A 13,938-nucleotide genomic window follows, 5' to 3' on the forward strand; every position below is an offset into this window, starting at 1 on the left:
CCCTGGGAGCCTCCCGACAGTGAGGACGGACGCCATGCCGCAGAATCACGAGGACTACCTGATCGACGAGGCCGTCGAGGCCGTCGAGCCCGACGAGGACGCCCCCACCGGCGACGAGTACGACGAGGTCGCCGAGCGTCGCGCCGTCGGCGCCGACCCCGCCACCGACGTCGCCGACGCCGCCGAGCAGAGCCGGGTCGTCCAGCTCGACGAGGACGACTACCGCTGAACCCGGTGTCCGGCCCCTACAGCGCCTTGCGGCGCTGCAACCAGGTCATCGCAGCCCAGCCCGGCAGCACCGGCAGGATCAGCGTCAGCAGCCGGAACAGCGCCACCGCCGCCAACGCCCCGCCCTTCTCCATCGACGCGGTCTGCTCCAGCCCGAACACCAGCGCCGTGTCCACCGCGCCGGCCCCGCCCGGGGTCGGCGCCGCGTTGCCCGCCGCGTTGCCCACTAGGAACACCACCGCCACCGGGGCGAAGGACGGCACCCGGCCGATCGCGCGGATGCAGCAGTACAGGCAGGCGATCAGGCACAGCGACACCAGCAGCTGCCCGGCCACCCCCACCGCCAGCCGCCCCGGGTTGCGCAGCAGGTCCAGCAGCCGCGGCAGCACCTCGGCCGTCAACGGCCGCAGCCGCGCCGCCAGCCACCGCCGGGCCGGCGGGATCGCCCACACCACCGCCAGCAGCACCGCCGCCACCGCCAGCCCGCCCACCACCGCGGGCAGCGCGTCCAGCTCCGAACCGCCGGGCTGCAGGTCCAGCAGGTAGACGAAGGCCCCCAGCTGCAACAGGTGCAGTACCAGCCCGATCAACTGCCCCACCCCGACGCTGGACAGCGCCTGCGCGGTGGGGATGTTGGCCCGCTGCAGCAGCCGGGTGTTCAGCGCGATCCCGCCGACGCCCCCGGGCGACACCAGCTTCACGAACGCCCCGGCCACCTGCGCCAGCACCACGTTGCGGAACTCCAGCCGCTCCGGCACGAACCCGACGAAGCCCATCGCCGCCGCCACGTGGCTGCACCCGGCCGCCACCAGCGCCAGCACCAGCCACCACGGATCGGCGTCCGCCAGCGCCGCGACCGGGTTGTCCTCGGTCGCGAAGAACTGCGGGATCAGCAGCCACCCGGCCATCACCCCGCCCACCACGGCCAGCAGCGTCCGAGGCCGCACCCGCTCCAGCCGCACCGGCCGCCCCAGCACCTCCGGCCGTCCGCGCGACACCTCAGCCCGGATCTCCTCCAACAGCCCCCCGACCGGTGCGGTGGGGTGCGTGCCGGTGGGGACGGTGGCGCTGCCCGTGCCACCGTCCGGCCCGGCCGTCGTCCCGGCGAGGTGTTCGACGGTCGTGCGATCGGCCGTGTCCGGGGTGTTCGCCCCGGTGTCCGGGGCAGCCGCAGCCGCAGCCGCAGCCGCAGCCGCAGCCGCAGCCGCAGCCGCAGCCGCAGCCGCAGCCGCAGCCGCAGCCGCAGCCGCAGCCGCAGCGCGGTCCGCCCGTCCGTCGCCGTCCGCCTTCGCCTCCGCCTCCGCCCGCAGCCGTGCCCCCGCGTCGCCGTCCGGCGCGGCCGCCCCCGCGGCCTTGCCGCCCGGCCGGTGCTTGAGGGCCTGCCGGGTGGAGCGGGCGAGGGCGATCGGCTGGAGGAGCGGCAGGGCGTCGCCGAGGGTGTCGGGGCCGAGGACGGCGGTGGCGGTGCGGACGGCGCGGGCGGCGCCGGCCCGGAGCGCGAGGGTGGTGAGCAGCTGGGCGATGTCGCAGCGCAGGACGAGTTCGCTCGCCGCGATGTCGCCGTCGGCGAAGTCGACCAGGTGGACCGCGCCGCCGTCGTCGACCAGCAGGGAGGACGGTACGAGGGCGCGGTGGGCGATCTCGCGGCGCTGGAGCAGGGCGAGCTGGTGCCAGGCGTCGGCGAGCAGGCCGTCGGTGACCTCCGCGTCGTCGAGCTGGTCCAGGGGCCGGCCGGCGAGGTGCTCGTAGGCGATGAGGGCGGTGTCGTGGCCGAGGCCGGCGGTGGCGGCGATGCGGCGGGTGCGGACTCCGGCGGCGAGGGCCGCGTAGGTGACCAGGGCCTCGTGTTCCAGCCCGGTGCGCGGTGAACGCAGGGCACGGGGGTGCGGGGCGGTGCGCAGTCGCAGGCGGCGCCAGGCGCGCTGGACGGCGGCGGCGGTGACGGCCTGCCGGTCGAGGAGCTGGACGTCGAGTTCGGGCCGGCCGTCGGCCTGCCGGACCAGGTAGCGGTCCGGCCCGGCGGGGAGGGCCTCGACGGGCCGCAGTCCGCTGTCCCGCAGGGCCCGCAGGACCTCCCCGGGCCGGGGTCGCGGGTCCGGGGTGCCGACGGCGTACAGGGTGCCGTGGGCGCCGGTCCAGCCGATGAGCAGGCCGAGCAGCAGCGCGGTGGGGGTGGCGTAGCCGCTGGCCAGTCCGGCGAGGCCGGAGAGCGCGAGGACGGCCCACGGCAGGCGCCGTTCGCGGCTGCCGGAGGCGGTCATGAAGGCGAGGACGGGCGCCAGGTAGCCGTAGACGGGTTCGGTGTGTCCGAGCGTGTCGGCGGGCAGCCGCTGGGTGAGTGCGGTGAGCAGCGAGGCGGGGGCGAGGTCGTCGGCCCACAGTCCGAGGGCGAGGGTGGCGCCGTACGCGGTGACGGCGGCGAGCAGCCCGTCGGAGACCTGTTGGAGGGCGCGCCGCCGGTCCGGGCCGAGCAGGCGGCGGGCGGCGAGCCCGACCGGCAGCAGCAGGACGGCGGCGGTGGTGAGCCCGCCGGCCAGGCCGGCCAGCGGCCGGGGCACCAGGGCGGCGGCCTCGGCGACGTCGGCGGCGAAGCCGCCGGTGGTGGCGCGGGCGTAGTCGGCGAGCAGCAGGGTGAGCACGATCGCGGTCAGGCCGGTGAGCAGCCGGATCAGGGCGACGGGCTGCCGGATCCGGCCGGTCTCGGCGAGCGGCCTGGCCCGTCGGCGCGGTCCGTCCGGCTGCCCGGGGGCGCCCGCGCCGCTGCCGGGGGCCTGCCCGGGTATGCCTCCGCCGCTGCCGGGGGCCTGCCCGGGTATGCCCCCGCCGCTGCCGTCGGGTGTGCCCCCGCCGCTGCCGTCGGGTGTGCCCCCGCCGCTGTCCGGCCGCCCGGCCGGGGCCGTACCGCGGCCCCCGCCGGTGTCGCCGTTCGTTCTCCCCGTCACGATCGCCACGGGTGGCATGCTCCCATGCCGTCCGGTGGGCCGAGGGCGTGGATCCGCGCTGCCCGGTCATGCCTGCCGGGTCGGCAGCACCACCTGGTGGCGCAGGTTGACGTGCCGGGGGCGGCTGACGGTGTAGGCGATCAGGTCCGCGATGTCGTCCGCGCCGAGTGCCGGGATCGCGGCGAACATCTCGCCGAGGCCTTCGCGCAGCTCCGGGTTGTCGATGTGCCCGCCGAGTTCGGTGTCGGTGAGGCCGGGCTCGATCGCGCTGACCCGGACGTCGTGCGGGCCGAGTTCGGTGCGCAGGGCGGTGGACAGCTGGGTGAGCGCGGCCTTGGTGGCGCCGTACACGGCGTAGGCGGGGAAGGACACGTGTGAGGCGATGGAGGAGACGTTGACCAGGTCGGCGGTGCGGCCGTCGGCGCCGGCCGCGGTGAGGTCGGCGGTGAAGGCGCGGATGATCCGCAGGGCGCCGGTGAGGTTGGTGTCGATCATCCGGGCCCATTCGTCGATCCGCCCGTCGGCGAGCGGGTTGGCCAGCATCACCCCGGCGTTGTTGATCACCAGGTCGACCGGGCCGTAGGCGTCGTGGACGGTCTTGGCGGCGGCGTCCACGGAGGCCTGGTCGGTGATGTCGGCGGTGACGGCGAGGGCCTGTCCGCCGGCCGCGGTGATCTCGGCGACGAGGGCGTCGAGCCGGTCGGTGCGGCGGGCGAGCAGGGCGACCCGGGCGCCGTCGGCGGCGAGCAGCCAGGCGGTGGCGGCGCCCATGCCGCTGGCGGCTCCGGTGACGACGGCGGTGCGGGTGGCGAGGGCGGGGTAGCTCATCGGGGACTCCTGGAGGGGGTCGGCGGCTTGACGTCCACCACTCTGCGGCGGTTCCGCGCGCCCACCCAGGGCTGAGCTCCACCCGGGAACCGCCTTCCCGGGCAAGGCTTTCCTGGGAAAGCCAGTACCACCCTCGGGTCGCCGCCCCGGGGCTACCCTGCCTGGCATGGAGAACACCCTGGGGGACTTCCTCCGCTCGCGCCGGGCCCGGATCCAGCCGGAGGAGGTGGGCCTGCCCGCGCACGGCCGCCGACGTGTGCAGGGCCTGCGGCGGGAGGAGGTGGCGCAGCTCGCCGGGGTCAGCGTGGACTACTACATCCGGTTGGAGCAGGGCCGCGGCGGGAGTGCCTCGGACGCGGTGCTGGACGCGGTGGCCCGGGTGCTGCGGCTGGACGAGGTGGAGGCGGCGCACCTGCGGTCGCTGAACCGCCCGCCGAAGGCGGCGCCCGCCAAGGTCCGGGGGGACCGACTGGTCCGTCCGGGGACGCGGCTGCTGCTGGAGCTGATGACCGGGGTGCCGGCCTTCGTGCTGGGCCGCCGGATGGACGTGCTGGCCTGGAACGCCCTGGGCGACGCCGTGAACGGTTTCTCCGGGCGTGCGGGCCGCAAGCCCGGTGCCCCGCCCAACCAGGCCCGGGACGGCTTCCTCGACCCGGCCACCCGCGCCCTCTACCGCCAGTGGGACGCGGTCGCCGCCGAGACCGTCGCCCAACTGCGCCGGGACGCCGGGCTGTACCCGGACGATCCCGCCCTGGCCGCCCTGGTGGGCGAACTGTCGGTGCGCAGCGAGGAGTTCCGCCGGCTCTGGGCGGATCACCTGGTGCGGGAGAAGACCAGCGGGGTGAAGCTGCTGCGGCACCCGCTGGTCGGCGAGCTCGACTTCGGGTACGAGACCCTGGCCGTCAACGGTTCGCCGGACCAGGTGCTGGTCGTCTACACCGCGCCGCCGGGCTCGGCCACCGCCCAGAAGCTGGCCCTGCTGGCGAGTTGGACGGCCTCCGGCACGGTTCCGGATGCCTCCGGGGCCTCCGAGACGTCGGGGGCCTCCGAGACGTCCGGGGCCTCCGAGACGTCCGGGGCCTCCGAGATGTCCGAGGCGTCCGAGACGTCCTGAGCGGGCGGCCCGGCCCGTGCCGTCATAGCCTTCCACCATGAGTGCCTGCGAAGACCTCGCCATGGCCCCCCGGGACATCGAGCCCGCCCCGCCCACCGACGGCTGCGCGGACTGCCTGGCCCAAGGCAGCCGGGACTGGGTGCACCTGCGGGTCTGCCTGGACTGCGGCCACATCGGCTGCTGCGACAACTCGCCGCAGCGGCACGCCACCGCGCACTTCCACAACACCTCGCACCCGGTGATCCGGTCCTACGAGCCGGGGGAGGACTGGCGCTGGTGCTACGTCCACGAGCTCATGGGCTGAACCGGCCGGGCCCGGTCCTCGACCTCATCGGTGGCACCGATGCCCGACCCCGGTAAAATTCGGACATACACACCCGAGCGGCCCCTCCGGCCGGCACCCGCCCGGCCGCGGTCGCCGAAGGGAGGCCGACGATGACCAAGCTAACGGCGAGCGGCACCGCCCAGCTCCGCCAGGGCACCCAGGAACTGCTGGAACGCCGCGGCATGGCGACCTCGCCGGGCCGGCTCGGCCCGAAGCCCAGCTCCGGCGCGGTGTCCTCGGCCGCCGGGAACCCCCCCTCCGCGGACGCCTTCCGCCACGGCGGGCGCGACGCGGCGTCCGCGCTGCCGCACTCCGCCCCGGCGATGCACGCGGAACTCAAGGGCCACCGGCACCGCGGCGCGGAGAAGCACTCCGCCCACTGACCCACGGCCCCGTCGGGGCGGACGCCGCCGAACCCGGCGCCCGCCCCTGACGCGTGCTCAACCACCTTTCCCGGCAGCCCCGGGGGGCTGTCAGTGCCGTGCGCTACGTTCGTCCCGTTCACCAGCACGCGGCGGGACAACGGGGGCACACCATGTCCGATGTGATCACGGAGGAGCCGGTCGAGCTCCAGCTGGAGCGGCACCGCACCGAACTCACCGGCTACTGCTACCGGATGCTCGGCTCGGTCTTCGAGGCCGAGGACGCGGTGCAGGAGACCATGGTCCGGGCCTGGCGCGGGCACAAGGGCTTCGAGGGGCGGGCCGCGCTGCGCTCCTGGCTGTACCGAATAGCCACCAACGTCTGCCTGGACGCGCTGAACGGCCGCAACGGCCGGGCCCGTCCGATGGATCTCGCCGGCCCGGTGACGGTGGCCACCGCCCATGGCACCCAGCTGCCCGAGGTGACGTGGATCGGCCCGGCGCCGGACGGCCGGCTGCTCCCCGAGACGGGGGACCCGGCGGAGGTGGCCGCCCAGCGCGAGTCGGTGAAACTGGCCTTCGTCGCCGCGCTGCAGCGGCTCGCGCCCCGGCAGCGGGCGGTCCTGATCCTGCGCGAGGTGCTCGGCTGGAAGGCCGCCGAGGTGGCCGAACTGCTGGGCGTCACGGTCGCCTCCGTCAACAGCGCGCTGCAGCGCGCCCGCGCGGTGCTCGCCTCGGACGCCTCCGCCGCTCGCCCGGCCCCCGCGCTGGACGACGCGCACCGCGCGCTGCTGGACCGCTACGTCCGCGCCTTCGAGGCGTACGACATGGACGGCCTGGCCGAGTTGCTGCACGAGGACGTCACGCTCAACATGCCGCCGTTCTCGATGTGGCTGCGCGGTCTGGGGGAGGTCCGGGCCTGGATGCTCGGCCCGGGGCACGGCTGCCGGGGCTCCCGGCTGCTGGCGGTGACGGCCAACGGCGGCCCGGCCCTGGCCCAGTACCGGCCGAGCCCGGAGGGTGGGCACGAGCCGTGGGCGCTGATCGTGCCGGAGGTGTCAGGGGGCCGGATCACCGGGCTCACCAACTTCCTCGACACCGACGTGCTGTTCCCACTGTTCGGCCTCCCGGCCCGGCTCCCCGCCGAGTGACCCGAGTGACCCGGCCGGGTCGAACGGGTCGAACGGGTCGAGCGGATCGGCCGGGTCGAGCGGATCGGCCGCTCCCGGCAGCAGCGCCGCGAGCCCGCTGAACGCCAGCAGTTCGCGCAGCGGGCCGGCGGTGTTCAGTAGCACCACCCGCACCCGGTGCCGGGCGGCGGCCAGCCGCAGCCGGGCGAGGGCGTCGACGACGGCCAGGTCGGGGGCGGTCAGGGCGCCCAGGTCGCAGCTCAGTACGGCTTCGTTCGCGGTGCTCTCCATGCGGGTTGGACCGTTGCCGGGCGCCGGACTCATCGGTCCGGCCCGCAGCGAGGTGCGGCCCGCAGTGAGGTGGCGGAGTGCGGCGATGACGGCTCGCGACGCGATGAGGAGCACGGCGCGGTGGCAGAGTGGGGCCCGACCGAACCGCCCTGCCCCAGGAGGAACACCGTGACGGCTGAGCCCTTGAGACCCCGCGAGGAGTGGCTGGCGTCCCTGCCCCGGATCTACGCGGGGGCGGGCTGCCTGCTGCGCGACGAGTCGGGCCGGATCCTGATCGTGAAGGCCGGGTACCGCGAGCACTGGCAGTTCCCGGGCGGGACGATCGATCTCGGCGAGGGCCCGGTCGAGTGCGCCGCGCGGGAGTTGGAGGAGGAGACCGGCATCGTGCGGGAGGCCGGCGACCTGCTGGCCATCTCCTGGACCCACCCGTCGGACGAACTCGACCACCCGGCCCAGCACTTCATGTTCGACTTCGGCACCGTCCCGGACGGCACCCCGGTGACCGTTCCGGCCGGCGAGCTGGACGCCCACCGCTGGGCCCCGCTGGACGAGGCCCTGGAGCTGCTCGGTCCGGCCCGTTCGGTCCGGCTGCGGGCGGCGCTGGAGGCGGCCGTCGACGGCCGGGTCCGGATCGTCACCACCCGCGTCTCCGGCTTCTAGGCCGTCATCGGCAAGTACCGTGCCCCGGGCGGGAGTTCCGCCCGGGGCACGGTCGGTGCGGAGCGTCTCACCGCTGCTCGGGCTCGGCGTCCCGGGCGGCGACGATGGCGGCGATGGCCTCCGAGACGAAGGTCTCGGTCTCGGTCTTGTCGACCCTGAGCCCGGCGAGCACGCCCTCGCCGTTCTCCAGCTCCAGCAGGGCGAGCAGGATGTGCTCGGTGCCGACGTAGTTGTGTCCGAGCTTGAGCGCCTCGCGGAAGGTCAGCTCCAGCACCTTCTTGCCCCGCGCGTCGTACGGGATCAGTGCGGGCACCGTCTGCTCGACGGCGCTCGGCAGCGCGGCGGTGGCCGCCGTCCGGAGGGCCTCCGGGGTGACCCCCTGGGCGGTGAGGGCCTTGAGGCCGATGCCTTCGGGCTCGGCGAGCAGGCCGAGCAGGATGTGCTCGGCGGTGATCTCGGGGTTGTTCGCCCGCCGGGCCTCCTCCTGCGAGGCCACCACGACCTTGCGGGCCCGGGGCGTGTACCGGGCGAACCCCTGGCTGGGGTCGAGGTCGTTCGGGGCGCCCGGGTCCTTGGGGACGAAGCGCTTCTGGGCGGCCTGCTTGCTGACGCCCATGCTGCGGCCGATGTCGGTCCAGGAGGCGCCGGAGCGCCTGGCCTGGTCCACGAAGTGGCCGATGAGGTGGTCGGCGAGGTCGCCGAGGTGGTCGGCGGCGATGACCGCGTCGGAGAGCTGGTCGAGCGCGTCGACGTGGACCTTCTTGATCGCGGCGATCAGGTCGTCGAGGCGCAGCGGAGTGGTGTTGGGAACAACGGGATTCTCCATGCGTCAACCGTAGGTTGTCGATCCGAGGATCGTCAACCATCGGTTGACGCCTACTGGTGGGTAGTCTGCGTCCGCATTCCGTCGAACGCCTCATCGAACGTTCTGCCGGAGGGTGACACCCCCGGTCGGAGGCCCTACGCCCCCGTCAGCAGCCGGTCCCGGACGGCGGCGATCTGGGCGGGCGTGACCCCTGCCGCGAGCAGGTAGCCCGCCGGATCGAGCCCGTCGAGGGCGTCCGCGAGGGCGGCCTCGGCGGTGGTCCCGGCCTCGGCCAGCGCCGCGTCGATCCGGCGGTACGGGTCCGGCAGGCCGAGCATCCCGTACAGCGGGCGGACGTTGGGGGCGCTCAGCAGGTAGTCCTCGGCGATCGCGGCCCGGTCGACCCCGGCCAGGGCGAGCAGCAGCAGGGCGGCCAGGCCGGTCCGGTCACGGCCGGCGCCGCAGTGCACCACCAGTCCGCCGGGTCGGGCCCCGGCGATCGCGGTGACCAGTGCGGCGGCGGCGTGCGGGCAGTGCTCCAGGTACGGGCGGAAGGCCAGCGGGGTGCCGTCCAGTCGTCCGTGGGTCTCCCACCAGGCGGGGCCGGCCAGTTCGTCCAGCGGGACGCGGACCAGCTCGACGCCCTCGGGGAGCGGGAGGAGCGGCTTGTACTCCTCGGCGTTGCGCAGGTCGACCACGGTGCGGACGCCGTGGTCGAGGAGGGCGTCCCAGCCCTCGCGGGTCAGGCGGTCCAGGTTGTCCGCCCGGGCTATCGCGCCGCGGACGGTCGGCTTGCCGGAGGCGGTGGGCAGACCGCCCAGGTCGCGGACGTTCAGGCAGCCGTCCCAGGCGAGGGTGCGGTCCTCGGTGGTGGTCAGCGCGTCGGTCCGCATGGTGGGCTCCCCGTTTCCTCGGTCGGGGGTACCGTTACCCCCTCGTTATCAAGACTCCCGGGAGATCCCGATGGTTCCTGATCGTTCGAACCCAGGGCACCCGCAGTTCGCTCGGTGGACGGATGGTTCGTACCGAGGCCCGACGGGGGCTCAGGCGGCGGTGGGTGCCTCGGTCTCGGCGGCGACCAGCTTCTCGATCGGGTCGGTCGCGATCTGACCGACCATCGAACCGGCCACGATCGCGCCGATCAGGAACACGGTGGACAGCCAGGCCATGGTCGACACCGGCAGGGTGAAGGCGCCGACCACCCGGGCCGCGCACTCGGCCAGCAGCGCGGTGCCCCAGATCCCGGCGAACACCCGCTCGTGGCGGCGGAAGGCCCTCGAGGCCGCCGCCCGCCCCTCGACCAGCCGCTGCCAGGCGGCGGTGCGGTCCCGCTTGCCCTTGGTGACGAAGGGCATCAGCATCGGGGTCATCACCGGCCGGCCGACCGCCGCCGAGACCAGGATCGCCAGCGCCACGGTGCCGCTCAGCCCGCCGTCCTTGGCGATCATCATCCGGGCGTCGCCGGTGACGAAGGTGAGCGCCAGGCCCGCCAGGTTGACCGCCAGCATCAGCGCGGCCCACAGGTTGAGGCTGCGTTCCTTCAGCAGGCCCAAGAGGGTCCGGCCGGCCGGGAAGACGCTGCTCCAGGCGAGCGCGGCGAACTCGCTCAGGCCGCAGGCCGAGTGCAGCAGGTAGTAGCCGGCCAGCGGAGCGAGCACGTCGAGGGCGAGCGGGCGCAACCCGGTGACCAGCGGGTTCGGCGCCCCGGCGGCCTGGGCGTTCTGGACCTGCTGGGCGTCCAGGACCTGCTGGGCGCTCCGGACGGGCCGGGTGGGAACGGCGGCGGTGACGGCGGTGACGGTCCGGCTGCTCATGGTGGGTTCCTCCCCGGCTGGTGACCGCGGGCCCCTGCCCGCGTCGTGCCTCCAGTCTTTCGGTCCGACCCGCCGTCAGAGCAGTGTCGTCCGTGGCCGGATCCGCATGACAGGTGTCACGGCGCCGCCCATGACAGGGCCGCTGACCTGCACCGTTCTAGCCGAAGGTCCACAGCTCCCGCCCCAGGGTGTCCCGGCAGCGCACCGTCCGGAACCGCTCGTCCCCGGCCGACAGGAACCCCCGGGCGGCCCCGGCCAGCACCGTCCGGGCCACGCCGTCGCCCCGGGTCCAGGCGCCGGTCAGCACCAGCGCCCCGGCGGCCAGCTCGGCGCGCTGCACCCGGGCCACCGAGGCGGTCAGCAGCGCGGCGTTGACGTCCTCCAGCTCGGCGGGGGAGAGGTACGCCCCGCCGGTGGGGGAGCGGTCCGCCGCGGCCCGGCGGCGCAGCTCCGGCAGGCCGTAGTCGCGGACGGCGGCGACGGCGTCGTCCAGCGGCAGCCGCCAGCGCGGCCCGGGCAGCACCTCCCACCAGACGTCCTCGCCGACCGGCAGCACCTCGCCGATCCTGGCGCGCCAGACCTCGGAGCCGTACCGGGTGCGCGGGTCGGGCAGGGCCGGGCCCGCCCGGTCGGCGCGGCGGACCAGGCCGAGCGCGAAGGTGAACGTGACCCGGTCGGCGGCGGGCCGCTCGACCAGATCGACGAGCAGCCAGTGGTCCTCCTCCGGCAGCAGGAAGGTCGGGTGCCGCCCGGTGAGGCCCAGGCAGCGCAAGGCGGGCGCGAGGTGCTCGCGCAGGCCCTTGGCGTGGAGCTCGTGGGCAGTGGTCATCGCGGTCTTCCCTGCTGGTCGTACGGAGCCGGCCGTGCGGAGCGGCGGTCCCGAGCCGGCTGTGCGGAGCCGGCTGTGCGGAGCGGCCGTCCGGAGCCGGCCGTGCGGTCGCCGTGGGTTCCGGTCCCTCTGCCGCTCCCGGGCCGACACCCGCCCGAACGGGCTCGGGCGGGTGTCGGTACGAACGGGCGCGGTGGGGTCGCGGGGTCACGGCGGCGTGGCGGGCGCGTCGGCGGGCCCGGCGTCCGGGCAGGTCGGGGCCCGGATCGATTCGCCTACCGACAATGTAGGCGGGGGCGGTGTTCCGGGGCTTCGGGCGAACGGCAGCCGTCGGCGGGACCTTGGCCCCGTCCGGTCCGGTCCTTCGACCGGCGCCGACCCGGTCCCCCGGATGGCGCATCATGTGGCGGGTGCAGAGTGCAGAACGCCCCGGAGCGGGCACCGGCAGCCACCTCGGCCGGTCCGGACCAGTACCTCCCGCCGGCCCACCGGGCGGGGGCGCTGCTCCCACCGACCTGACCGAGGCGGTCCGCGCCGCCCAGGAGGGGGACGAAGAGGCTTTCCGGCTGTTGTTCCGGACCGTCCAGCCAGGCCTGCTGCGCTACCTGAGAGTGCTCGTCGGCGGACGGCCGGAGGACGTCCAGGACGCCGAGGACATCGCGTCCGAGACCTGGTTGCAGATCTCCCGCGACCTGCGCGGCTTCTCCGGCGACGGCGACGGTTTCCGCGGCTGGGCCGCCACCGTCGCCCGCAACCGGGCGATGGACCACCTGCGCGCCCGGCGCCGCCGCCCGGTCGCCGATCTCCCCTTCGAGTACCTGGTCGAACAGGCCGCCGGGGACGACACCGCCCGCGCCGCGCTCGCCACCGTCGGCACCGCCGACGCCCTGGCGCTGATCTCCCGGCTGCCCCGCGACCAGGCCGAGGCGGTGCTGCTGAGAGTGGTCATGGAGCTGGATGCCGAGAGCGCCGCCCGGGTGCTCGGCAAGCGGGCCGGCAGCGTCCGGATGGCCGCCCACCGGGGCCTGCGCCGACTGGCCAAGCTGCTGGACCAGCCGTTCTCCGCCGGAGTCGGGATCCCGGCCGCCCGGCCGGCCGAACCGGGCACCGGGAACGCCGCCGGTCGTCCCACAGGTCGCCCCGCCGGACGACCGGCCGGACGACCGGCCGGACGAGCTGCCGAAGAGCCCGCGCAACGACCCGCCGAAGAGCCCGCGGAACGACCCGCGGAACGACCCGCGAAAAAAACTTCTCCGCAGGGTGTGACAGAACACCGGGCCGCGACGCTGAAGGACATGAGATGAGCACCAACCGATCCCGTCGGATCGACCGTGATGCCGCCGAGCAGCTGCTCGGCGGTGCCGTGGGCGGCCCGTCGGCCGGGCAGGACGCCTCGCTCACCGGACCGGACGGTCCCGGGCAGCTCGCCCGGGTCCTGGCCGCGGCCGCCGCTCCGGCGACGTCCGCGGAACTGGCCGGGGAGGAGGCCGCCCTGGCCGCGTTCCGGGCGGCGAGTCTCACGCCCGACCCCGTAGTGACCCCCGTCCGGAGACGATCGATGGCAACCGCCGCGCTGGCCAGGGCCTTCAGCACGAAGGCCGCTGCCGCCATGCTCGGCGCCACCGCCCTGTGCGGGGTCGCGGTCGCCGCCGGCACCGGCAACCTGCCCGCCCTCGGCGGCGGCCCGTCCGAGCCCGAGCACGCGGTGGCCACCCCGGGCACCCCGTCCGGCACCGGCCCGTCCTCCTCCGCACCCCAGTCCGGAACCTCCCGGCCGTCCACCGGCGCCACCGCGGACCCGCACACGGCCGTCCCGTCCGCCCCCGCCACGGCCGGCGGGCACAGCGGCCACCCCGCCCCGCCCGCCGCGCTGCTCCCGCTCTGCCAGGGCTTCGAGGACCGTACGGGCAAGGGTGAACGCCCCGGCAAGCTGGCCGTCGACCCGCTCTTCGCCCCGCTGATCGCGGCGGCCGGCGGCGCCGACGCCGTCCAGGACTTCTGCGCCGGCACCCCCGGTCACCAGGGCGGCGACCAGCAGGGCGACGCCACCGCCCAGCCGAGCGCCCCCGGCCGGAGCGGTTCCGGCAAGGGCGGCGACGGCGGCAACGGCAACACCGGTGGCGGAAACAGCCAGAACGGCGGTGGCAACGGCACCAAGCCCGGCAAGGGCGGCGTGGTCCCGCCCCCGACGGGCGCCCCCACCCTGCCGGACATCCATCCGAGCAGAACCGTCCCCTCCGGCGACGACCCGTCGGCCCGGAGATGACCCCCAGAACTCCGGGTGGGCGGCGAGCGACTCCCCCCGGGCTCGCCGCCCACCCGGACCGCACCACCCCGCAGTAACGCACCACCCCGCAGTAACCGCAGGACGCACAACCACCCGAAGACCCCGGGTGGACGGTCGGCTCCCCCGTGCCCACCGTCCACCCGGCCGGCCCCGGCCGGACCGGCAGGCGCTCACCCCGGACGCGCCGCCGGCCCGGCCGGCCCGGAACGTGCGGCCCGCCCTCCCGCAGTCAGGGGCGCGCCCCCCCCCAACCCGCGGGGGGGGGGCCCCCGCGCCGGGCCCCCCCGGCCCCCCCCCCCGCGCGCGGGGGGGGGCGGGGGGAC

General features: G+C 75.6%; 15 protein-coding genes. 8 read left to right on the top strand and 7 right to left on the bottom strand.

Annotated features, from left to right (window positions below; genetic code table 11):
• Positions 1–34: 34 nt before the first annotated feature.
• Positions 35–229: a hypothetical protein gene (locus ACFWIS_RS35050; RefSeq protein WP_380461447.1), complete on the top strand. Its 195-nt coding sequence runs from the start codon at positions 35–37 to the stop codon at positions 227–229.
• Between the two features lie 16 nt (positions 230–245).
• Here the strand turns inward: ACFWIS_RS35050 and ACFWIS_RS35055 are convergent, their stop codons facing one another.
• Both ACFWIS_RS35055 and ACFWIS_RS35060 read right to left on the bottom strand, forming a co-directional pair.
• On the bottom strand, positions 246–3,179 hold the full coding sequence (locus ACFWIS_RS35055; RefSeq protein ID WP_380461448.1) for a YbhN family protein: 2,934 nt from the start codon (positions 3,177–3,179) through the stop codon (positions 246–248).
• A 57-nt stretch (positions 3,180–3,236) separates the two neighbouring features.
• Positions 3,237–3,998 (bottom strand): SDR family oxidoreductase, encoded by a 762-nt coding sequence (locus ACFWIS_RS35060; protein WP_380461449.1) that lies wholly within the window; start codon positions 3,996–3,998, stop codon positions 3,237–3,239.
• Positions 3,999–4,164: 166 nt separating this feature from the next.
• On the opposite strand from ACFWIS_RS35060, the gene ACFWIS_RS35065 reads away from it, so the two are divergent.
• From ACFWIS_RS35065 to ACFWIS_RS35080, 4 genes are all read left to right on the top strand, one after another.
• Positions 4,165–5,112, top strand: coding sequence for a helix-turn-helix transcriptional regulator (locus ACFWIS_RS35065; protein ID WP_380461450.1), 948 nt, complete (start codon positions 4,165–4,167; stop codon positions 5,110–5,112).
• A 37-nt stretch (positions 5,113–5,149) separates the two neighbouring features.
• Positions 5,150–5,416 (top strand): UBP-type zinc finger domain-containing protein, encoded by a 267-nt coding sequence (locus ACFWIS_RS35070; protein ID WP_380461451.1) that lies wholly within the window; start codon positions 5,150–5,152, stop codon positions 5,414–5,416.
• Positions 5,417–5,547: 131 nt separating this feature from the next.
• On the top strand, positions 5,548–5,820 hold the full coding sequence (locus ACFWIS_RS35075; protein WP_380461452.1) for a hypothetical protein: 273 nt from the start codon (positions 5,548–5,550) through the stop codon (positions 5,818–5,820).
• A gap of 152 nt (positions 5,821–5,972) precedes the next feature.
• Positions 5,973–6,950, top strand: a complete 978-nt coding sequence (locus ACFWIS_RS35080; protein ID WP_380461453.1) for a sigma-70 family RNA polymerase sigma factor — start codon at positions 5,973–5,975, stop codon at positions 6,948–6,950.
• Here the strand turns inward: ACFWIS_RS35080 and ACFWIS_RS35085 are convergent.
• Positions 6,858–7,220 carry a hypothetical protein gene (locus ACFWIS_RS35085; protein WP_380461454.1) on the bottom strand — a complete coding sequence of 121 codons (363 nt, stop codon included), beginning with the start codon at positions 7,218–7,220 and terminating at the stop codon, positions 6,858–6,860. The genes ACFWIS_RS35080 and ACFWIS_RS35085 overlap by 93 nt on opposite strands.
• Before the next feature lie 168 nt (positions 7,221–7,388).
• On the opposite strand from ACFWIS_RS35085, the gene ACFWIS_RS35090 reads away from it, so the two are divergent.
• The gene (locus tag ACFWIS_RS35090; RefSeq protein ID WP_380461455.1) at positions 7,389–7,880 is read left to right on the top strand and encodes an NUDIX domain-containing protein; all 492 of its coding nucleotides are present in this window, start codon (positions 7,389–7,391) and stop codon (positions 7,878–7,880) included.
• Between the two features lie 67 nt (positions 7,881–7,947).
• Here the strand turns inward: ACFWIS_RS35090 and ACFWIS_RS35095 are convergent, their stop codons facing one another.
• The 4 genes from ACFWIS_RS35095 to ACFWIS_RS35110 form a co-directional block, all read right to left on the bottom strand.
• On the bottom strand, positions 7,948–8,706 hold the full coding sequence (locus ACFWIS_RS35095; protein ID WP_380461456.1) for a Clp protease N-terminal domain-containing protein: 759 nt from the start codon (positions 8,704–8,706) through the stop codon (positions 7,948–7,950).
• 134 nt (positions 8,707–8,840) lie between these two features.
• Positions 8,841–9,578: a tyrosine-protein phosphatase gene (locus ACFWIS_RS35100; protein WP_380461457.1), complete on the bottom strand. Its 738-nt coding sequence runs from the start codon at positions 9,576–9,578 to the stop codon at positions 8,841–8,843.
• A 150-nt stretch (positions 9,579–9,728) separates the two neighbouring features.
• Positions 9,729–10,499 carry a VC0807 family protein gene (locus tag ACFWIS_RS35105; protein ID WP_380461458.1) on the bottom strand — a complete coding sequence of 257 codons (771 nt, stop codon included), beginning with the start codon at positions 10,497–10,499 and terminating at the stop codon, positions 9,729–9,731.
• 157 nt (positions 10,500–10,656) lie between these two features.
• On the bottom strand, positions 10,657–11,328 hold the full coding sequence (locus ACFWIS_RS35110; RefSeq protein WP_380461459.1) for a hypothetical protein: 672 nt from the start codon (positions 11,326–11,328) through the stop codon (positions 10,657–10,659).
• A gap of 410 nt (positions 11,329–11,738) precedes the next feature.
• Between ACFWIS_RS35110 and ACFWIS_RS35115 the strand changes: the two genes are divergently transcribed.
• Both ACFWIS_RS35115 and ACFWIS_RS35120 read left to right on the top strand, forming a co-directional pair.
• A complete protein-coding gene (locus ACFWIS_RS35115) occupies positions 11,739–12,632 on the top strand; it encodes an RNA polymerase sigma factor (protein WP_380461460.1) in 894 nt (297 codons plus the stop codon).
• Positions 12,629–13,594, top strand: a complete 966-nt coding sequence (locus tag ACFWIS_RS35120) for a hypothetical protein (RefSeq protein ID WP_380461461.1) — start codon at positions 12,629–12,631, stop codon at positions 13,592–13,594. The genes ACFWIS_RS35115 and ACFWIS_RS35120 overlap by 4 nt, the downstream gene beginning before the upstream one ends.
• Positions 13,595–13,938 lie beyond the last annotated feature (344 nt).

It is taken from the genome of Kitasatospora sp. NPDC127060 (assembly GCF_042724935.1).
Classification (GTDB): domain Bacteria; phylum Actinomycetota; class Actinomycetes; order Streptomycetales; family Streptomycetaceae; genus Kitasatospora.

Excerpts from the sequence above, each read along its gene's own strand:
- ACFWIS_RS35050 (WP_380461447.1), top strand. The coding sequence starts at position 35 with ATGCCGCAGAATCACGAGGACTACCTGATCGACGAGGCCGTCGAGGCC.
- ACFWIS_RS35060 (WP_380461449.1), bottom strand. The coding sequence starts at position 3,998 with ATGAGCTACCCCGCCCTCGCCACCCGCACCGCCGTCGTCACCGGAGCC.
- ACFWIS_RS35065 (WP_380461450.1), top strand. The coding sequence starts at position 4,165 with ATGGAGAACACCCTGGGGGACTTCCTCCGCTCGCGCCGGGCCCGGATC.
- ACFWIS_RS35070 (WP_380461451.1), top strand. The coding sequence starts at position 5,150 with ATGAGTGCCTGCGAAGACCTCGCCATGGCCCCCCGGGACATCGAGCCC.
- ACFWIS_RS35075 (WP_380461452.1), top strand. The coding sequence starts at position 5,548 with ATGACCAAGCTAACGGCGAGCGGCACCGCCCAGCTCCGCCAGGGCACC.
- ACFWIS_RS35080 (WP_380461453.1), top strand. The coding sequence starts at position 5,973 with ATGTCCGATGTGATCACGGAGGAGCCGGTCGAGCTCCAGCTGGAGCGG.
- ACFWIS_RS35085 (WP_380461454.1), bottom strand. The coding sequence starts at position 7,220 with ATGGAGAGCACCGCGAACGAAGCCGTACTGAGCTGCGACCTGGGCGCC.
- ACFWIS_RS35095 (WP_380461456.1), bottom strand. The coding sequence starts at position 8,706 with ATGGAGAATCCCGTTGTTCCCAACACCACTCCGCTGCGCCTCGACGAC.
- ACFWIS_RS35100 (WP_380461457.1), bottom strand. The coding sequence starts at position 9,578 with ATGCGGACCGACGCGCTGACCACCACCGAGGACCGCACCCTCGCCTGG.
- ACFWIS_RS35105 (WP_380461458.1), bottom strand. The coding sequence starts at position 10,499 with ATGAGCAGCCGGACCGTCACCGCCGTCACCGCCGCCGTTCCCACCCGG.
- ACFWIS_RS35110 (WP_380461459.1), bottom strand. The coding sequence starts at position 11,328 with ATGACCACTGCCCACGAGCTCCACGCCAAGGGCCTGCGCGAGCACCTC.
- ACFWIS_RS35120 (WP_380461461.1), top strand. The coding sequence starts at position 12,629 with ATGAGCACCAACCGATCCCGTCGGATCGACCGTGATGCCGCCGAGCAG.